This is a genomic window from Streptomyces sp. NBC_00572, assembly GCF_026341815.1.
GTDB lineage: Bacteria > Actinomycetota > Actinomycetes > Streptomycetales > Streptomycetaceae > Streptomyces.
The window spans coordinates 2998132-3015937 of the sequence record NZ_JAPENX010000001.1 but is presented as its reverse complement, the minus strand read 5'-3'; the positions used below and the strand labels follow the sequence as shown (position 1 = coordinate 3015937).

Here is a 17806-nt window from a genome sequence, read left to right as displayed (position 1 = left end):
TCTCCATTGATTAAGCTCAGGCCGAATCCGATCTCCTCTCGCGCGCGCCTCTCGCAGCTAGGACGTGGAACCTTGGAATCCGGGCTCAGCTTCTCCGCCGCCGACCTCGCCCAGACCCGTTTCGCCGTCTCCCCCATGTGGGAGGTCGTCACCAGCTACCGCGTCCTCGTCGACCGGCCGGACTCCGCCCCCCATCGACGCTGGGCCGCCCAGGTCCGGCCCCGGATCGCGCGGGCCGGGCTCGACCGGGGGTGGCTCTCCGCGCTCGTTCCCGGTCGCGGATACCTCGCCGACTTCCTCAACCCCACCCCCTCCGGGCCCTTCCCCACCCTCGGCTCCGAACTCGACGCCGTCCGCCGCACCCCCGCCGAGCAGGTACGCGACGACCTCCGCATGCTGGCGAACGAGCGGGATCCCGATGCGAAGCTCCGGCTTCTGCAGGACGATCCGCCGGCCGCCCTCCGCAAGATCACCGACGAGATCGAGACCTACTGGGAGCTTGCCCTCGCCCCCTACTGGGCCCGGATCCAGCAGGTCCTGGAAGCCGATGTCTTCCATCGGGCCCGGCAGGTCGCCGAGCACGGTTCCGCCCGGGTCCTGAGCGAGCTCCACGAGACCGTGCGATGGGACGACGGCACCCTGCGGCTCGTACGGCGGCACTGCTCGCTCAGCCGCGACCAGGCCGGGTCCGGGCTGCTGCTCGTCCCCTCCGTGTTCGCCTGGCCCCGGGTCCTCACCCGGTCCGTCCATCCCGATCCGCCTCAACTCGCCTATCCGGCACTGGGGTTCGGCGCCGTCTGGGAGCCCCGTTCCGCAGCGGCCACGGAAGCCGTCGCCGCCGTGCTCGGGCGCTCCCGCACCCTGCTCCTCACCGAACTCGACACGCCCTCCTCCACGACCCGACTCGCCGCGCACTGCGGCCTGTCCGCCGCCGGCGTCTCCCAGCACCTCATCGCCCTGCGGAACGCCGGTCTGGTCACCGCCCACCGCAGCGGGCGCTCCGTCCTGTACGCCCGCACCGCCGTCGCCGACCAACTCCTCAACCCGTAGGGGATCATGGAGGGATGACTCCTTCCTCCTGGTCAGAGCGGTTCGTGACTCGTGACGGGGTACGGCTGGCCTGCCGTGACTGGGGCGGCACCGGGCCCGACGTACTCCTCCTGCACGGGCTCGCCGGGCACGCCGGCGAGTGGGACGACACGGCGCGGCTCCTGCGGGACTCCGGCCATCGCGTCGTCGCCCTCGACCAGCGCGGGCACGGCGGCAGCGAACGGCACCCCGGGGACGTCTCGCGGGCCGCCCACGTCGCCGACGTCGTCGCCGTCATCGATCGACTCGGGCTCGAACGTCCCGTGTTGATCGGACAGTCGTTGGGCGGGAGCACCGCCCTCCTCACCGCCGCCGCCCACCCCGGCCTGCCGCGCGCCCTCGTCCTCGTCGAGGCCGGTCCCGGCGGGGCCGACCCCGACGTCCAGGGGCAGATCGGGGGCTGGTTGCGGGCCTGGCCGGTGCCGTTCCCCTCGCGGGAGGCGGCCGTCGCGTACCTGGGCGGCGGGACGGATCCCGTGGGGGAGGGCTGGGCCCGTGGGCTCGACGAGCGTGCCGACGGGTTGTGGCCGCGCTTCGACCCCGAGGTCATGGTGCGGTCCCTCGACGACCACGCCATCCGCGCCTTCTGGGACGAGTGGGCCGCCGTCACCTGCCCCACACTCGCCGTCCTCGGGCAGGGCGAGCGGGGCGGAATCATCGACGGCGAGGAGTACGCGGAGATGGTCCGGCTCCGACCCGCGCTGCACGGCGCCAGCCTGCCCGGCGCCGGGCACGACGTACACCTGGAGCGGCCCGGGACCCTGCACCGGCTCGTCGTCGACTTCCTCCGCAGCGACGCCCTCCACACCGGCCCGCATACCCCTTGCCTTGGAGCGCACTCCAATTCCTAGAGTGCGCGCATGCGCTATCGGGTACTCGGCGGGACCGGGTTCGAAGTAAGTACGTACTGCCTCGGCACGATGATGTTCGGCGCCGTCGGCAATCCTGACCACCAGGACTCCGTACGGATCATCCACGCGGCCCTCGACCAGGGCATCAACTTCGTGGACACCGCCGACATGTACTCCGCCGGCGAGTCCGAGGAGATCGTCGGCAAGGCACTGCGCGACTCCCGCCGACGGGAAGAGACCGTGCTCGCCACCAAGGTGTACTTCCCCTTCGGCGGCGAGGGCCCCAACCGGGGCGGTCTCTCCCGTCGTTGGATCACTCGCGCCGTCGAGAACAGCCTCAAGCGGCTCGGCACCGACTGGATCGACCTCTACCAGGTCCACCGGCCCGACCACCGCACGGACATCGAGGAGACCCTCGACGTCCTCGGCGACCTCGTCGGCCAGGGGAAGATCCGGGCGTTCGGCTGCTCCACCTTCCCCGCCGAGGACATCGTCGAGGCCCACGCCGTCGCCGAGCGGCGCGGGCTGCGCCGCTTCCGCTCCGAGCAGCCGCCGTACTCGCTGCTCGCGCGCGGCATCGAGGCCTCCGTCCTGCCCGTCGCCCAGAGGTACGGAATGGGCGTCCTGACCTGGTCGCCGCTCGCCTCCGGCTTCCTCACCGGCAAGTACCGCAAGGGCCGGCCGATCGACCTCACCAGCGGGCGCCCGGCGCTCACCCCGCACCGCTTCGACCCGACGCTTCCCGGCAACGCCGCCAAGCTCGACGCCGTCGAGGAGTTCGTCGCCCTCGCCGACGAGATCGGCTGCTCCCTGCCCGAACTCGCGATCGCCTTCGCCGCCTCGCACCCGGCCGTGACCTCCGTCATCATCGGGCCCCGGACGATGGAGCAGCTGGAGGGGTTGCTGAAGGGCGCGCCCGTCGTCCTCACGGACGAGGTCCTGGACCGGATCGACGCGATCGTGCCGCCGGGGACGAACCTCTACCGCGCCGACGGCGTCTGGCAGCCGCCCGCCCTGACCGAACCCGCCCTGCGGCGACGGCCGTTGCATGCGCGGGCGGCGGGCTGAGCCGACTGGAGCCCGATCAGGTCGTCGCCGTGAACTGTTCCGTGCCCACCACCCTCAGCAGCGCGAGCCGCTCCCCCGCGTCCGTGCCCGGCGGTGGGGTGAACAGGACGAGCCGCTGCTCTCCCTCCGGGGCGAGCAGCACCTGGCAGTCCAGGTCCACCGGGCCGATCACCGGGTGCGCGACCCGCATCCGGCTGTTCCGGCGGACCGCCACCTCGTGCCGCTCCCACAGCTCCGCGAACTCCTCGCTCGCCCCGCGCAGCCGCTCCACCAGCCGCGTCGCGGCCGGGTCGCCCGAGCGGCGGCCGAACGCCGCGCGCAGATCGGCGACATGGAGGCGGCTGTAGTACGCGTGCTCCTCGGCCGGGTACGCCGTACGGGCCTCCGGGTCGGCGAACCAGCGCCACACCACGTTCCGGCCGTGCTCCGACACCGTGCACACCCCGCCGAGCAGCGCGCGGGCCATCGCGTTCTGCGCCAGCACGTCCCCGAGGTCGCTCAGGACCTGCGCGGGGGTCGTCGCCAGCTGGTCGAGCAGGTGGAGCAGGCCGGGTGCGACGTGGCCGCCCGCCATGGGTCCCGCCGGCGGGCGGTGGCCTGCCAGGAGGTGGAGGTGGTCGCGCTGGTCCGTGTCGAGCCGCAGCGCGCGGGCGAGCGCGGCGAGCATCTGCGGCGAGGGCTGCGGGCCGCGGGCCTGCTCCAGGCGGATGTAGTAGTCGGCGGACATGCCGGCCAGCTGGGCGACCTCCTCGCGGCGCAGTCCGGGCGTACGGCGCCGGGGACCGGCCGGGAGGCCCGCGTCCTGCGGACGGACCCGGTCGCGGGAACGGCGGAGGAAGTCGGCGAGTTCACGGCGGTCGATCGTCATGCGGATCATCCTGCCGGAGCCCCGACCGCTCATCCAGGCCGTATCCAGGGACTGGCGATCCCAGGGTCGGAAGGGCTCTCCCGCCTGTTTCCGGTGGGCGGCAGAGTCCTCGGTGTCAGCCAAGGACACCCCACCCACCAGCACCGGGAGCAGCCATCATGGCCACCGTCACCGTCGGCACCGCCCGCGTCCGCTACGACGTCGAGGGCCCGGGCGCCGGGCCCGCCCTCCTCCTCGTCCACGGCACCGGTTCCGGTGGCGCCGTCGTCAACTGGGGGCAGACCGCGCCCCGTTTCACCCCCGGCCGTACGGTCATCACCCTGGACCTGTCCGGCGCCGACCGGACCGTCGACGACGGCGGTCCGCTGACCGTCGAGTCGCTCGCCGCGCAGGTGATCGCGGTGATCGAGGACGCCGGCACCGGGCCCGTCGACCTGCTCGGGTTCTCCATGGGTTCCCCGGTCTCGGCGACCGTCGCCGCCCTCCGTCCCGACCTGGTCAACCGCCTGGTCCTGGTCGCGGGGTGGGCGTACACCGACGGCGACGAGTACCTGCGGAACCTCTTCACGCTCTGGCAGCGGCTCGGGGAGTTCGACCCGGCGGGGTTCGGGCGGAGCGTGACGATGACCGGGTTCAGCCGCGGCTTCCTCAACTCGATCGGCCGCGAGGGCGTCGAGGCGCTCATCCCGAACATGCCGCCCACCCCCGGCACCCTGCGACACGTGGCGCTCGACCTGGAAGTCGACATCCGCGCGCTGCTGCCCGGGATCACGGCGCGAACGCTGGTGGTGGGTTGCGCACAGGACGCCACCGTCCCGGTGGAGAACAGCCGGGAGCTGCACGCGGCGATCGGCGGCAGCTCGTACGCGGAGATCGACGCCGGTCATGTCGTCTTCTTCGAGAAGGAGGACGAGTTCGTGAAGACGGTGACGGACTTCCTCGACGCGGATGCCGTCGGCACAGAGGCCATCGCCTCGGATGTCCTCGTGTCCGCCGGTGCCTGAGGTCATCCTTGGCCGCATGGGTGAGACGAGGGCGAGGACGATCGGGGCCGCCGAACGCAGGGCGCGGCTCGGGGTGCGGCACCGGCTGGCGCGGGGTGCGCGGGCCGGGTCGGCGGAGGAGGTCGCGGGCTCGCTGGTGGCGCTGCACGGGACGGACCCGGCGAGTGTGTTCCTCGCGGTGGGGGCGCGGCTGACCGGGAAGGTCGGGCCGGTGGCGGACGTCGAGCGGGCGCTGTACGAGGACCGGTCGCTGGTCCGGATGCACGGCATGCGGCACACGGTCTTCGTCTTCCCCTCCACGCTGGCCCCCGCCGTGCAAGCCTCGACGACCGGACCGGCCGCGTTCCGCGAACGCACCTCCCTCCTCAAGCACTTGGCGGACGGCAGCACCTTCGACGCGGAGTGGCTGGCGGAGACCGAGCGGCTCGTTCTGGCCGAGCTGGCCGTACGGGGCGAGGCCACCGGAAGCGAACTCGGCGGAACGGTACCGCGGTTGAGATCGACGTACGTGTACGGGAAGGGCACCCGCCAGGAGGGCGTTCAGTCCGTCGCGAGCCGGGTGCTGCGGGTGCTCGGCATGGAGGGGCGGATCGTACGGGGTCGGCCGCAGGGCACCTGGACGTCGAGCCGGTTTCGCTGGGCGCCCGCTGTTCCCCACTCCGCTTCCGACCCCGTTCTCGATCCGACGGAGGCGCGGGCGGAGCTGATCCGGGGGTGGCTCGGGGCGTGCGGGCCGGCGACCGAGGCAGATCTGAAGTGGTGGACGGGGTGGAAGGTGACGGATGTGCGCGGGGCGCTCGCCGCCGTCGGGGCGGTGCCGGTGGCGCTCGACGAGGGGACCGGGTTCGTCCTGCCGGACGACCTCGGCCCCGTAACGGACCGGGATTCGGGTCCTTGGGCAGCGTTGCTGCCCGCGCTCGATCCGACGCCGATGGGGTGGCAGGCCCGGGACTGGTACCTGGACCCGGAGCACCGGGCGGCGCTGTACGACCGCAGCGGGAACATCGGGCCGACGGTGTGGTGGGACGGCCGGATCGTCGGCGGCTGGGCGCAGCGCCCGGACGGCGAGATCGTCCACCGGCTCCTGACGGACGTGGGGGCGGCGGCGGAGCGGGCGATCGGGGCGGAGACGGAGCGGCTGGCGGGCTGGGTCGGGGGCGGGGCCGGGGGCGTACGAGTGACGCCTCGTTTCCGTACGCCGCTGGAGCGCGAGCTGAGCGGCTGAGCGCGCCCGGCTGCTCAGTGGCGCAGGTACAGGCCCGGGACGCCCAGGTCGGAGAGGCCGTCGAGGACCAGGTCGACGCCGACGGCGGCGAGCAGCAGGCCCAGGAGGCGGCCGAGGAGCTCGATCGTGGCGTGGTGGGTGCGGCGCAGGACGCGGGCGAGGAGCACGACGCAGATCAGGTCGAGCGCGATGACGGACACGTACGAGCCGACGACGGTCGAGCGCCAGGTGAAGGAGTTGCGGGCGGCCGCCTCGATGAGCACGGCGGTCATGGCGAGCGGGCTCACGACGTACGGCATGAGCAGGTCGCGCACGCCGCTGACCAGGTCGGGGGCGTCCTGGTGGGTGGTGCTGGAGCCGAGGTGGAGACCGAGCACGAGCCCGACGGCGTAGACGAAGAAGATGAGGCCGCCCGCGAGCTGGAGCGCGGGGGTGCTGATGTGGAAGACGTTCAGCAGCCAGGGGGCGGTGATGCCGACGACCAGGCCGACGAGGACGGCCGCGCCCGAGGAGATCAGGGCGATGGTCCGCAGCTGGCTCACGGTGTGGACCTGGGCGAGGCCGGCGAAGGCGAGGAGGACCTTCGGGGGGCCGACGACGGAGAAGAAGGTGATGAAGGCGGCGGAGTAGCTGAAGGCGTTCACACCGGAATCATGGTGCGGGCGGGTGATTTCTCCCGGTTTTGCGGCTGCTGCCCGCGCGGTGTCGAGAACCGGTCCTCGGCTCCGACTGTGCTGCGAGAGGCGGTACGGAGTACCGCAGCACCCCACAGGAAGCCGAGAACGAGACGCGAGGAGGACGTCATGAAGTATCTGGTGATGGTGCAGGGCAGCCAGGCCGACTACGAGGCCATGGTGGGCCGCCCCACCGACCACAGCCCCGCCTGGACCAAGGCCGACCTCACGGCGATGTTCGCGCACATGAACGCGATCAACGAGGGACTGACGGCGAACGGCGAGATGATCGACGGCCAGGGCCTCACCGCCCCGTCCTCGACCCGGTTCGTGACCGTGGACGGCGACGGCAAGCCGGTCGTCACCGACGGCCCCTACGCGGAGACGAAGGAGGTCATCGCCGGCTACTGGCTGCTCGACTGCGCCTCCCTGGAACGCGTCACGGAGATCGCCGCCCAGGTGGCCCGCTGCCCCCAGCCGGCCGGCGCCCCGGAGTACGCGGTGGTCATCCGTCAGGTCGACGAGAGGGGCCCGAGCCAGGACTGACGGGTCCGAGCCAGGACTGGCCGGTCCGAGCCAGGACTCACCCGCTCGCTCGCACCCGGCACTGTCGGTGCCGGGTGCGACGATCGCCCGCGTGGACATCGGAACACTCGACATACGACAGGTCACGGCTCCGGAGGACGTCTCCCCCGGGCTGCGGCACGCACTCGTCGACTGCTGGATCGAGGTGACCAACGCCGGTGGTGCGGCCGGATTTCCCTTCCCTCCCATCGACGCGCGCCTGGCCGCCCCCGCGGTCGACTCCCTCGTCGCGGGCCTCGCCCCCGGGACGAGCCGCCTCGTGGTCGCCTCGCTCGACGACGAACTCGTCGGGTGGCTGAACGTCCGCCGCGACCCCTTCGAACTCATCGCGCACTGGGGGACGCTGCACCATGTCCAGACGCGGACGGGTCTGCGGGGCCTCGGCATCGGGGCCTCTCTCATGCGTCGCGTACGGGAGATCGCCCGCGACGAGATGGGTCTTGAGCAGCTCCGTCTTGCCGCGCGCGGCGGCGTCGGTCTGGAGACGTTCTACGGACGCCTCGGCTGGAAGGAGATCGGCCGTTGGCCGGGCGCCCTTCGCCTGGCCCCCGGGGACGATCGGGACGAGGTCCTGATGGTCCTGGCCCCCCTCTGACCTCGGTCGGCCTCGTGGCGCGGTCGGCCGCTCAGTGCATCCCGTGTGGGCCGCCCGTCAGGTGGGGGCGGCCTCGGGGGATGAGGAAGGGGGCGGCCAGGGCTGTGGCTGCCGCGGTGAGGGTGCAGAGGGTGTAGGCGGTGGTGAGGCCGTCGGGAGTGGGGGTCGTGGCGGTCAGGGCGAGGGTGGAGACGGTCGCCACGCCGATGGAGCCGCCCAGCTCGTGGAAGGTGTTCACGATGCCGGAGGCGAGGCCCGCCTCGTGCGGGGCGATCAGGCCCAGGGCCGTGGTCGTCGCCGAGACGAAGACCGCGCCGAGGCCGAACGCCGCCGTAGCCAGGGCCGGGAGGAGAGTGGTCCACGGGCCGGAGCCGGGGCTGAGGAACGCCAGCGGCAGGCAGCCCAGGGCCGCGATCGTCAGGCCGCCCGTCGCGCAGGCGCGCGGGCCCGCCGTGGCCACCAGCCGCGAGCCCAGGTGGGCGCCGATCGCCGTGGTGAGTGCCACCGGGAGGAAGAGCAGGCCGGTGCGGAGGGCGTCGAGGTGGTGGACGTGCTGGAGCTGCATCGAGCCGAGGAAGAAGAACGAGATCAGGAGCGCCGTCGCCACCAGCATGAGCACTGAGCCCGCGACGACCGGTCGCCGGGTGAACATCCGCAGGTCCATCAGTGGTGTGCGGGCCCTTCGCTCGGCCGCCGCGAAAGCCCCGTAGAGCGCGAGCGCGCCGAGGAGGGGCAGCAGGGTCGCCGTCGACGTCCAGCCGGAGTCGCCCGCCGTGACCAGGGCGTAGACGAGTGCGCCGGTCGCCGTCGTGACGAGCAGGGCTCCCGGGATGTCGAGGCCGCCCTCCTTGGCGCGCTTCGCCGTCGCCGGTACGAACCTCGGGAGGGTCGCCAGGACCGCGAGGCCCACCGGGACGTTGACGTAGAAGATCCACGGCCAGCCCGGGCCCGAGGTGAGCGCGCCGCCGAGCAGGACGCCCACCGCCGAGCCCGTACCGCCGATGGCTGCCCAGACGCCGAGCGCCCTGGGCCTTTCGTGGCCGTGGAACATCGTGGTGACCAGGGCGAGTGCCGCCGGGGAGAGCAGCGCGGCGCCGACGCCCTGGGCGATACGGCCACCGAGCAGGACGCCGGCGTTCGGCGCGAGGCCGCACGCCAGGGACGCGGCGGTGAAGAGGGCCAGTCCGGTGAGGAGCACGCGGCGCGCTCCGAGGGCGTCGGCGAGCCGTCCGCCGAGCAGCATCAGCCCGCCGAAGCAGAGCGTGTACGCGGTGACGACCCAGGTCAGGACGGTACGTCCGAGGTCGAGGTCGGTGGCGAGCGCCGGCAGGGCGATGTTCACCACCGTCACGTCGAGGACCAGCATGAACTGGGCCGCGCAGATCAGCGCGAGGGCCTTCCAGCGGCGCGGGTCGGGCTGTGGGTGGTCCTGATCGTGGGCTGGGTCATGGCCGTGGCTGTGGCTGTGGCTGTGGCTGTGACGAGGCACGTGGCCGTGATCATGGGCCCGGTCGTGGGCAGGGGCAGGGGAGGGTGCGGTGTCGTCGGTGGGCATAACTGAACTGTACGGCACAGTACAGTTGAACTCAACAGTACAGTTCCGTTGATAGGGTGGGGCCATGGACGCCCAGCCCGCACCGGCCGCCAAGCCCGCCCCCACCGGCCCCCGCGCCGCCCGCAAGCGGCAGGCCGTCGTACGGGCCGCGCGCGACCTCTTCCTCCGCGAGGGCTTCGGCGTCGGCATGGACGCCATCGCCGCCGAGGCGGGCGTCTCCAAGGTCACCGTCTACAACCACTTCGGCAGCAAGGAAGCCCTCTTCACCGCCGTCGTCGCGGGCGTCCTCGACGAGCCCCTGGCCGGCGACGGACAGGCCGCCGGGCCCGATCTCGCGCGACTCGTCGACGCCGACGGGCCCGAGCGGCTCAAGGCCGCGCTCACCGAGGCCGGTCGCGCCTGGGGACGGGCCGTCCGCGCCGACGCCGAGGGCCGCGCCCTGCGCACCCTCGTCGCCACCGAACTCCACCGCTTCCCCGAGCTGGGCCGCGCCTGGCGCGCGCACGGCCCGGCCGGCCACCACCCCGCCGTCGCGGACGCCCTGCGCACGCTCGCCGAGCGCGGCCTCCTCGACATTCCCGACCTGGAGGTCGCCGTCCTTCAGCTCTACTCGCTGCTCGTCTTCCCGCAGATGGTGTTCGAGCAGTACGGGGCGGAGCTCGGCGAGGAGCTGGGCGAGCGGCTCGTCATGGACGGGGTGGAGATGTTCCTCCGCCGGTACGCCGCCGCCCCCGCGCCCGCCCCCACTCCCGCTTCCGCGGCCACCCCCGCACCCGCCTCCGAGCCCGCACCCTGACACAGGTGTCATCCTTGGTCTTCGACGGAGCCCCGCGCGGGGAGTAAATTACCCCCTGGGGTATCTGTGAGGAGTGGCTGTGGAACTGGATCTCGCTGGTGCGGAGCTCAAGGCGGTACTGAACCGGCTGCGCCGGGCCCAGGGCCAGATCTCGGGCGTGATCCGGATGATCGAGGAAGGCCGGGACTGCGAGGAGGTCGTGACCCAGCTGGCCGCCGCCTCCCGGGCCCTCGACCGGGCCGGGTTCGCGATCATCGCGACCGGACTCCAGCAGTGCCTGACCGACGTCGAGGACGCCCGCCGGAACGGTGAGGACCGCGACGCGATGCGGAAGCGGCTGGAGAAGCTCTTCCTGTCGCTGGCGTAGGCCCGCGCGTCGCCGGCGTAGGCCCGCCCGCACCTCGGAACCGCCGGACACCCGTACCCCCGGGGGGAGCTCCCCCCGGGGGTACGGCTCGTCTCCGGGCAAGTCAGTCGACCGCGAGGCCCTTCAGACGCTTCGCGAACGTCGTCAGGCGCTGCCCCTGGTAGCGGGCGGCCGCGAGGACGTTCTCCTCCGGGGCGCCGTTCGCACCCGGGTGCGCCGTGCCGTACGGGTTGCCGCCGGCCGCGTAGACCGCCGGGTCGGTGAAGCCGGGGGAGACGATGACCGAGCCCCAGTGGTGGAAGGTGTTGTAGAGCGCGAGCAGCGTCGACTCGTTGCCGCCGTGCACGTTGTGCGCGCTGGTGAAGGCCGTCGCCGGCTTGTCCGCCATGACGCCCTGCTGCCAGAGGCCGCCCGTGGTGTCGATGTACTGCTTCAGCTGCGCGGCCACATTGCCGAAGCGCGTCGGGGAGCCGAGCGCGTACGCGTCGGCCCATTCCAGGTCCTCAAGGGTGGCGACCTCCACGTCACCGGTGGCGTCCACATGGGCGCGCCAGGCCGGGTTCGAGTCGATCGCGGCGGCGGGGGCGAGCTCGGGCACCCGGCGCAGACGCACCTCGGCGCCGGCCTTCTCGGCACCCTCGGCGACGGCCTGCGCGAGCTGGTGGACGCTACCCGTGGCCGAGTAGTAGATGACGGCGACCTTCACGGACATGGCGATCTCCTCAACCGGATCAGTTTCCGTTTCAATGCCCCGAGGTTAAGCGGATCACTATCCGGTTTGCAAGGGGCACGGGTATGCTCACACCGAGGGCTACCGGAAGGGGGAGACGGGGCGCCAACGAGCCACAGCGCGCGCAGGCGGCGCACCAAGGACAGGGAGTCGGCAGATGAGCACGGAGAATCCGCAGGCCGGAGGCGCGGCGGCCGCGCCGCTGCTCGGACTGCTCCCCACCGTCGACGCCCCCGCCCCGGAACGCGCCGACGCGGCCCGCAACCGGCGCAAGATCCTCGACGCGGCCGCCCGGATCATCGCCGAGGACGGCCCCGAGGCCGTCACCATGAACCAGGTCGCCCACGCCAGCGGCATCGGCGTCGGCACCGTCTACCGCCGCTTCGGCGACGTCTCCCAGCTCCTGTGGGCGCTCCTCGACGACCGCGAGCGCCAGTTCCAGGAGGCGTACATGAGCGGCCCGCCGCCGCTCGGACCCGGCGCCCCGGCCGAGGTGCGGCTCGACGCCTTCCTCGACGCGCTCGTCGACCGCGTCGGCGAGCAGCGCTCACTCCTGCTCGCCGCGCACACCGCCGCACCCCGCGCCCGCTACCACAGCGGCGCGTACCGGGTGATGCACACCCATGCGGCCCTGCTCATCGGACGGCTCAAGCCCGGGTCCGACAGCACGCTCCTCGCGCACCTGCTGCTCTCGTCGTTCTCACCGGACGTCATGCACCACCTGGCCGTCGAGCAAGAACTGTCGGCCGACCGCCTGAAGGCGGGGGTACGGGAACTGCTCCGACTGCGGGCCTGAAGCCTGGGGTACGGGAACTGCTCCGACTGCGGGCCTGAAGGCTGCCCGCCCGGGGCCAGGTCGCCCTAGACGGCGCGCGAGCCCAGCGCCGCCAGCCCGTCCAGCACCCGCGCCAGACCGAAGCGGTACGCGTGTTCCGCGTCGTACAGCCCGTCGTACGCGATCGCCGCCGCCTCCCCCACCCGCCGCGCCAGCGGGAACCGCGACTCGTCCAACGCCCGGGCGAGCAGCGGCTCGTGGGCCTCCCACCACTCCCCGTCCGACATCGCGCTCTCCCGCTCCACGGCCCGCGCGTCGAGCTCCGCCCGCGCGCCGGACTGCACGAAGCCGAGGACGTACGTCAGCGCCGAGTCACGGGCCACGTCGTCGAGGCCGAGCCCCTCGAAGGCCGCGAGCTCGTACTCGTACTTGGTCATCACGCCGGGCCCCAACGGGGCGCGTACGATGCGGAGTTCGACCAGCCACGGGTGGCGCAGGTGCAGGGCCCGGTTCGCGTCCGCGACCGCGGTGACGCGGGCCCGCCAGGGCTCGTCGGGGCGGAACGGCGGCCGGTCCATCCGCAGGAAGACGCTGTCCAGCATGAGGTCGAGGAGCTCCGCCTTGCCGGGGACGTAGGTGTAGAGCGTCATCGGGGTCACGCCGAGGTGCTGGGCCACCGCGCGCATGGTCAGCGCGGCGAGGCCGCCGCCGTCCGCGAGGGCGAGGGCGGCGTCGACGACCGCGTCGACCGTGAGGCCCTGCCGGGGGCCCCGGCGCCCCGCCGGGGCGGCCGAGCCGTCGCGCCAGAGGAGTTCCAGGGTGCGTGCCGGGTCGCCCGCGCCGCTGCTGTCGTTCCCCTTCGCCGCCACCATGTCGTTCCGTTCTCGCAGGTCAAACCGATATCACCTTACTTTATACACCGTATAGAGTACCCTTCCCCGGTAAGCAGGACGACCATCGGAGGCGCACGCATGAACCACCCCGTGAACCACCCCGTCGCAGCGGACAGCCACCACGTCATCCAGGTCCGCGGGGCCCGGGAGAACAACCTCAGGAACGTCGACGTCGACCTCCCCAAGCGCCGCCTCACCGTCTTCACCGGGGTCTCCGGCTCCGGGAAGTCCTCCCTCGTCTTCGGCACCATCGCCGCCGAGTCGCAGCGGCTGATCAACGAGACCTACAGCGCCTTCCTGCAGTCCTTCATGCCGTCCCTCGCCCGCCCCGACGTCGACGGACTGCACAACCTGAGCGCCGCGATCGTCGTCGACCAGGAGCGGATGGGCGCCAACTCCCGCTCCACCGTGGGCACCGCCACCGACGCGTACACGATGCTGCGGATCGTCTTCAGCCGCCTCGGCACCCCGCACATCGGCACCTCGGGTGCGTTCAGCTTCAACCTGCCCGAGGGGATGTGCCCGCGCTGCGAGGGCGCCGGCGAGGTCTCCGACATCGACGTCGACCAGCTCGTCGACCGCGAGAAGAGCCTGAACGAGGGCGCGATCACCGTCCCCAACTTCGCCGTGGACTCCTGGTACTGGCGGATCATGGCCGAGTCCGGCTTCTACGACGCCGACAAGAAGCTCGCGGACTTCACCGAGCAGGAGTGGGAGGACTTCCTCCACAAGCCGTCCTGCAAGGTCAAGGTCGGCAGCAACTCCTTCACCTACGAAGGCCTGGTCCCGAAGGTCCAGCGGCTCTTCCTCGCCAAGGACCGGGAGTCCCTCCAGGCCCACATCAAGGCCTTCGTCGACCGGGCCGTCGGCTTCCGCACCTGCCCCGAGTGCGAGGGCGCCCGGCTGACCCGGGCCGCGCTGTCCTCCCGTATCGACGGGGTGAACATCGCCGAGTGCTCGGCGATGCAGATCAGCGACCTCGCCGCGTTCGTCCGCCGGATCGAGGACCCCTCCGTCGCCCCGCTCCTCGCCGGCCTGCGCGAACTCCTCGACTCGCTGGTCGAGATCGGTCTCGGCTACCTCTCCCTCGACCGGTCCTCCGGCACGCTCTCCGGCGGCGAGGCCCAGCGCGTGAAGATGGTCCGCCACCTCGGCTCCCCGCTGACCGACATCACGTACGTCTTCGACGAACCGACCACCGGCCTGCACCCGCACGACGTCCGGCGCATGAACGACCTGCTCCTGCGGCTGCGCGACAAGGGCAACACCGTCCTCGTCGTCGAGCACAAGCCCGAGGTCATCGAGATCGCCGACCACGTCGTCGACCTCGGCCCGCGCGCCGGGACCGCGGGCGGCGAGATCTGTTACAGCGGAAACGTTCCGGGCCTGCGCACCTCCGGCACCCTCACCGGGAACCACCTCGCGCACCGGGCGAAGCTCCGCACGGAGGTACGCGTCCCCAGCGGCGCCCTGAGCATCACCGGCGCCACGCAGCACAACCTCAAGGACGTGAGCGTCGAGATCCCGACCGGGGTCCTGACCGTGGTCACGGGCGTGGCGGGCTCCGGCAAGTCCTCCCTCATCCACGGCAACCTGCCGGGCCGCGAGGGGGTCGTCGTCGCCGACCAGTCCCCCATCCGGGGTTCGCGCCGCTCGAACCCGGCGACCTACACCGGGCTCCTCGGCCCGATCCGTACGGCCTTCGCCAAGGCCAACGGCGTCAAGCCGGCCCTCTTCAGCGCCAATTCGGAGGGCGCCTGCCCCCGCTGCAACGGCCTCGGGCTCGTCTACACCGACCTGGCCATCGCGGCGGGCGTCGCCTCGGTCTGCGAGGAGTGCGAGGGCAAGCGGTTCACGCCCGAGGTCCTCACGTACCGGCTGAACGGCAAGAACATCCACGAGGTCCTTTCGCTGTCGATCGAGGAGGCGTACGACTTCTTCACCACCAAGAGCCAGGCCCGCACGATCCTCGGCCGCCTCAAGGACGTCGGTCTCGGCTACCTCCGCCTCGGCCAGCCCCTCAACACGCTCTCCGGCGGCGAGCGCCAGCGGCTCAAGCTCGCCATCCACATGGCGGAGAAGGGCGCCGTCTACGTCCTCGACGAGCCGACCACCGGCCTCCACCTCGCCGACGTCGACAAGCTCCTCGCCCTCCTCGACCGCCTCGTCGAGGCCGGCAACACGGTCGTCGTGATCGAGCACCACCAGGCCGTCATGGCCCACGCCGACTGGTTGATCGACCTCGGCCCGGGCGCCGGACACGACGGCGGCCTGATCGTCTTCGAGGGCACGCCCACCGAACTGGTAGAGAAGGGCGACACCCTGACGGCCCGCCACCTGAAGGAGTACGTGGGCGGCTGAGCCGTCGCGGTGCGACCGGACGCCCGCTCCGTGGACGGTGGTGGACCGGGGGCGGGCACCGGCCGCAGGATCGTGGCATGACCACGTATCTGATCCTGCACGGTTACGAGAACCACCGCCCGCCCGGCCACTGGCAGCACTGGCTCGCCGGGGAGCTGCGGGCGCGCGGCCACGAGGTGCGCTACCCGCAGCTGCCCGAGCCGGACGCGCCCGTGCTCGCGGACTGGCTCGCCGCGCTCGACGAGCACGGGAAGCGGCCGGCCGAGGGCGAGTTCGTGGTCCTCGCGCACAGCCTGTCCGTGCTGCTGTGGCTGCGGGCGGGCGCCCGCAGGCCGCTCGCCGACCGGGTGCTGCTCGTCGCCCCGCCGTCGCCGCCGGTGACCGCCTCGATCCCCGGGATCGCCGCCTTCGCCGACGGGCTCGACCTGACCGAGACGGGGCTCGACGCGCGCCTGGTGTACGGCGACGGCGACCCCTACTGCCCCGAGGGCGCCGACCTGCACTACGGCCTCCCGCTCGGCCTCGACCTGGACCTCGTACCGGACGGGAAGCACCTCAACCCCGATTCGGGGTACGGGGAATGGCCCGCGCTCCTGGCATGGTGCGAGGACCCCGCGGTGCGCATCAAGGGCCATTAGGCTCAACCGGATGTACTCCGACAGCGCACCGTACGACCAGGGCCGGCTCGACGTGGGCGACGGCAATCTCATCCACTGGGAGGTCTCCGGCAACCCGGAGGGCAGGCCCGCGCTCGTGGTGCACGGCGGGCCCGGCTCCGGGTCCTCGCCGCGCAGCCGCCGCTTCTTCGACCCGGAGGCGTACCGTCTGGTCCTCTTCGACCAGCGCGGCTGCGGCCGCTCCACCCCGCACGCGAGCGATCCGGCCGCCGACATGGCCGTGAACACCACCGCGCACCTGGTCGCGGACATGGAGCGGCTGCGCGAGCACCTCGGGATCGACCGCTGGCTGCTGTACGGCGGCTCCTGGGGCTCCACGCTGATCCTGGCGTACGCGGAGGCGTACCCGGAGAGGGTGACGGAGATCGTGATCGCGGCCGTGACGACCACCCGCCGCTCCGAGACGGCCTGGCTGTACGAGGGTGTGGGGCGGTTCTTCCCCGAGGCCCACGAGCGCTTCCGGGCGGGGGTCGAAGGGGCCCCGGGCGCCGGCGGGGCCTCGGGGACCGGCGGGGCCGCAGGGAGCGAAGGGGCCTCGGACCTCGTGGGTGCCTACGCCGCCCTCATGAACCACCCCGACCGGGCCGTCCGGGAGAAGGCCGCCGCCGACTGGTGCACCTGGGAGGACGCGGTCCTCTCCATGGAGGGCCAGGGCACCCCTTACACCGACCGGCTCGACGACGCCCGGCTCGGCTTCGTCCGGATCTGCTCGCACTACTTCGCGCACGGTGCCTGGCTTGAGGAGGGCGCCCTGATCCGCGACGCCCACCGGCTCGCCGGCATCCCCGGTGTCCTGATCCACGGCCGGCTCGACATGGGCGGGCCGCTCGGCACCGCCTGGGAGCTGTCCCGGGCCTGGCCGGACGCCCGGCTGCACGTGGTCGAGAGCGCCGGTCACCTGGGCGGCGAGGAGACCGGGAAGCTGATCCTCACCGCCCTGGACGGCTTCGCGAAGGGGTGAATCCACCGGGCGGGCGGCCCGCCCGGGCGGGATGATCGAGGCATGAGCCCCGTGTCCAAGAGCCCCGCCGCCTCCTCGCCCCCGGAGATCCATCTCGCCCAGCAGGCGGAGGCCGACGCGCTGCTCGGCCGGTCGCCGCTGGCCGCGCTCGTCGGCATGCTCCTCGACCAGCAGGTCCCGATGGAGTGGGCGTTCTCCGGGCCGTACACCATCGCCTCGCGGCTGGGCGCGGACGATCTCGACGCGCACGAGATCGCCGCCCGGGACCCCGAGGAGTTCGCCGCGCTGCTCTCCGAGAAGCCGGCCGTGCACCGCTACCCGGGGTCGATGGCCCAGCGCGTACAGCAACTGTGCGCCTTCCTCGTCGAGGAGTACGGGGGCGACGCCGAGGCCGTCTGGGCGGACGCGGCGACCGGGAAGGAGCTGCTCGCGCGGCTCCAGGCGCTGCCCGGCTTCGGCAAGCAGAAGGCGCAGATCTTCCTGGCGCTGCTCGGCAAGCAGTACGGCGTGCGGCCCACGGGCTGGCGGGAGGCGGCGGGCGCGTACGGCGAGCAGGGCTCGTACCGTTCGGCCGCCGACATCACGGGCCCGGAGTCACTGGCGAAGGTGCGGGCGCACAAGCAGGAGATGAAGGCGGCGGCGAAAGCAGAGAAAGCGGCAAAAGCCACCAAGGGCCAGAAACCGTCCGGGAATTGATAATTCCAGATTTCAATCCTGCTCTACGTGACAGGA

The 17806-nt window shown here is 72.4% G+C and carries 19 protein-coding genes; 14 read left to right on the top strand and 5 right to left on the bottom strand.

Annotated elements, in window-relative coordinates; translation table 11 throughout:
- The first annotated feature begins 72 nt into the window (after positions 1-72).
- From OG514_RS13875 to OG514_RS13865, 3 genes are read left to right on the top strand one after another with little or no spacing between them, the layout of a single operon-like run.
- Positions 73-1050: a DUF5937 family protein gene (locus tag OG514_RS13875; RefSeq protein ID WP_266894396.1), complete on the top strand. Its 978-nt coding sequence runs from the start codon at positions 73-75 to the stop codon at positions 1048-1050.
- 14 nt (positions 1051-1064) lie between these two features.
- A complete protein-coding gene (locus OG514_RS13870; protein ID WP_266894394.1) occupies positions 1065-1940 on the top strand; it encodes an alpha/beta fold hydrolase in 876 nt (291 codons plus the stop codon).
- A gap of 9 nt (positions 1941-1949) precedes the next feature.
- Positions 1950-3008 carry an aldo/keto reductase gene (locus OG514_RS13865; protein WP_266894392.1) on the top strand — a complete coding sequence of 353 codons (1059 nt, stop codon included), beginning with the start codon at positions 1950-1952 and terminating at the stop codon, positions 3006-3008.
- A gap of 16 nt (positions 3009-3024) precedes the next feature.
- Here the strand turns inward: OG514_RS13865 and OG514_RS13860 are convergent, their stop codons facing one another.
- Positions 3025-3885, bottom strand: coding sequence for a helix-turn-helix transcriptional regulator (locus tag OG514_RS13860; RefSeq protein ID WP_266900848.1), 861 nt, complete (start codon positions 3883-3885; stop codon positions 3025-3027).
- Between the two features lie 149 nt (positions 3886-4034).
- On the opposite strand from OG514_RS13860, the gene OG514_RS13855 reads away from it, so the two are divergent.
- Both OG514_RS13855 and OG514_RS13850 read left to right on the top strand, forming a co-directional pair.
- A complete protein-coding gene (locus tag OG514_RS13855; RefSeq protein WP_266894390.1) occupies positions 4035-4880 on the top strand; it encodes an alpha/beta fold hydrolase in 846 nt (281 codons plus the stop codon).
- A 16-nt stretch (positions 4881-4896) separates the two neighbouring features.
- Positions 4897-6105, top strand: a complete 1209-nt coding sequence (locus OG514_RS13850; protein WP_266894388.1) for a winged helix DNA-binding domain-containing protein — start codon at positions 4897-4899, stop codon at positions 6103-6105.
- Positions 6106-6119: 14 nt separating this feature from the next.
- Here the strand turns inward: OG514_RS13850 and OG514_RS13845 are convergent, their stop codons facing one another.
- On the bottom strand, positions 6120-6749 hold the full coding sequence (locus tag OG514_RS13845; protein WP_266894386.1) for a MarC family protein: 630 nt from the start codon (positions 6747-6749) through the stop codon (positions 6120-6122).
- Positions 6750-6908: 159 nt separating this feature from the next.
- Here OG514_RS13845 and OG514_RS13840 point away from each other — a divergent pair, with 159 nt between their 5' ends.
- Together OG514_RS13840 and OG514_RS13835 are read left to right on the top strand one after the other, a co-directional pair.
- Complete coding sequence (locus OG514_RS13840) at positions 6909-7325, top strand: YciI family protein (protein WP_266894384.1); 417 nt, start codon at positions 6909-6911, stop codon at positions 7323-7325.
- A 91-nt stretch (positions 7326-7416) separates the two neighbouring features.
- Positions 7417-7959, top strand: coding sequence for a GNAT family N-acetyltransferase (locus OG514_RS13835; RefSeq protein WP_266894382.1), 543 nt, complete (start codon positions 7417-7419; stop codon positions 7957-7959).
- A 31-nt stretch (positions 7960-7990) separates the two neighbouring features.
- On the opposite strand, the gene OG514_RS13830 is transcribed toward OG514_RS13835, so the two are convergent.
- On the bottom strand, positions 7991-9514 hold the full coding sequence (locus tag OG514_RS13830) for an MFS transporter (protein ID WP_266894380.1): 1524 nt from the start codon (positions 9512-9514) through the stop codon (positions 7991-7993).
- Positions 9515-9578: 64 nt separating this feature from the next.
- On the opposite strand from OG514_RS13830, the gene OG514_RS13825 reads away from it, so the two are divergent.
- A complete protein-coding gene (locus OG514_RS13825) occupies positions 9579-10310 on the top strand; it encodes a TetR/AcrR family transcriptional regulator (protein WP_266894378.1) in 732 nt (243 codons plus the stop codon).
- 79 nt (positions 10311-10389) lie between these two features.
- Positions 10390-10677, top strand: coding sequence for a metal-sensitive transcriptional regulator (locus OG514_RS13820; protein WP_266894376.1), 288 nt, complete (start codon positions 10390-10392; stop codon positions 10675-10677).
- Between the two features lie 103 nt (positions 10678-10780).
- Here OG514_RS13820 and wrbA read toward each other — a convergent pair whose 3' ends face one another.
- Positions 10781-11389: an NAD(P)H:quinone oxidoreductase gene (gene wrbA, locus OG514_RS13815; RefSeq protein WP_266894374.1), complete on the bottom strand. Its 609-nt coding sequence runs from the start codon at positions 11387-11389 to the stop codon at positions 10781-10783.
- Between the two features lie 175 nt (positions 11390-11564).
- Here wrbA and OG514_RS13810 point away from each other — a divergent pair, with 175 nt between their 5' ends.
- Positions 11565-12203 carry a TetR/AcrR family transcriptional regulator gene (locus OG514_RS13810; RefSeq protein ID WP_266894372.1) on the top strand — a complete coding sequence of 213 codons (639 nt, stop codon included), beginning with the start codon at positions 11565-11567 and terminating at the stop codon, positions 12201-12203.
- A gap of 65 nt (positions 12204-12268) precedes the next feature.
- Here OG514_RS13810 and OG514_RS13805 read toward each other — a convergent pair whose 3' ends face one another.
- Complete coding sequence (locus tag OG514_RS13805) at positions 12269-13054, bottom strand: TetR/AcrR family transcriptional regulator C-terminal domain-containing protein (RefSeq protein WP_266894370.1); 786 nt, start codon at positions 13052-13054, stop codon at positions 12269-12271.
- A gap of 99 nt (positions 13055-13153) precedes the next feature.
- Between OG514_RS13805 and OG514_RS13800 the strand changes: the two genes are divergently transcribed.
- The 4 genes from OG514_RS13800 (at position 13154) to OG514_RS13785 (ending at position 17770) form a co-directional block, all read left to right on the top strand.
- Positions 13154-15436: an excinuclease ABC subunit UvrA gene (locus tag OG514_RS13800; RefSeq protein ID WP_266894368.1), complete on the top strand. Its 2283-nt coding sequence runs from the start codon at positions 13154-13156 to the stop codon at positions 15434-15436.
- A gap of 77 nt (positions 15437-15513) precedes the next feature.
- Positions 15514-16074 carry an alpha/beta hydrolase gene (locus OG514_RS13795; protein ID WP_266894366.1) on the top strand — a complete coding sequence of 187 codons (561 nt, stop codon included), beginning with the start codon at positions 15514-15516 and terminating at the stop codon, positions 16072-16074.
- A gap of 10 nt (positions 16075-16084) precedes the next feature.
- On the top strand, positions 16085-17074 hold the full coding sequence (pip, locus tag OG514_RS13790) for a prolyl aminopeptidase (RefSeq protein ID WP_266894364.1): 990 nt from the start codon (positions 16085-16087) through the stop codon (positions 17072-17074).
- Positions 17075-17116: 42 nt separating this feature from the next.
- Positions 17117-17770 (top strand): HhH-GPD-type base excision DNA repair protein, encoded by a 654-nt coding sequence (locus OG514_RS13785; protein ID WP_266894362.1) that lies wholly within the window; start codon positions 17117-17119, stop codon positions 17768-17770.
- The last annotated feature ends 36 nt before the right edge of the window (positions 17771-17806 follow it).

Coding starts and splice junctions, on each gene's coding strand:
- OG514_RS13870 (WP_266894394.1), top strand. CDS start 1,065: ATGACTCCTTCCTCCTGGTCAGAGCGGTTCGTGACTCGTGACGGGGTA.
- OG514_RS13865 (WP_266894392.1), top strand. CDS start 1,950: ATGCGCTATCGGGTACTCGGCGGGACCGGGTTCGAAGTAAGTACGTAC.
- OG514_RS13860 (WP_266900848.1), bottom strand. CDS start 3,885: ATGATCCGCATGACGATCGACCGCCGTGAACTCGCCGACTTCCTCCGC.
- OG514_RS13855 (WP_266894390.1), top strand. CDS start 4,035: ATGGCCACCGTCACCGTCGGCACCGCCCGCGTCCGCTACGACGTCGAG.
- OG514_RS13850 (WP_266894388.1), top strand. CDS start 4,897: ATGGGTGAGACGAGGGCGAGGACGATCGGGGCCGCCGAACGCAGGGCG.
- OG514_RS13840 (WP_266894384.1), top strand. CDS start 6,909: ATGAAGTATCTGGTGATGGTGCAGGGCAGCCAGGCCGACTACGAGGCC.
- OG514_RS13830 (WP_266894380.1), bottom strand. CDS start 9,514: ATGCCCACCGACGACACCGCACCCTCCCCTGCCCCTGCCCACGACCGG.
- OG514_RS13825 (WP_266894378.1), top strand. CDS start 9,579: ATGGACGCCCAGCCCGCACCGGCCGCCAAGCCCGCCCCCACCGGCCCC.
- wrbA (WP_266894374.1), bottom strand. CDS start 11,389: ATGTCCGTGAAGGTCGCCGTCATCTACTACTCGGCCACGGGTAGCGTC.
- OG514_RS13810 (WP_266894372.1), top strand. CDS start 11,565: ATGAGCACGGAGAATCCGCAGGCCGGAGGCGCGGCGGCCGCGCCGCTG.
- OG514_RS13805 (WP_266894370.1), bottom strand. CDS start 13,054: ATGGTGGCGGCGAAGGGGAACGACAGCAGCGGCGCGGGCGACCCGGCA.
- OG514_RS13800 (WP_266894368.1), top strand. CDS start 13,154: ATGAACCACCCCGTGAACCACCCCGTCGCAGCGGACAGCCACCACGTC.
- OG514_RS13795 (WP_266894366.1), top strand. CDS start 15,514: ATGACCACGTATCTGATCCTGCACGGTTACGAGAACCACCGCCCGCCC.
- pip (WP_266894364.1), top strand. CDS start 16,085: ATGTACTCCGACAGCGCACCGTACGACCAGGGCCGGCTCGACGTGGGC.
- OG514_RS13785 (WP_266894362.1), top strand. CDS start 17,117: ATGAGCCCCGTGTCCAAGAGCCCCGCCGCCTCCTCGCCCCCGGAGATC.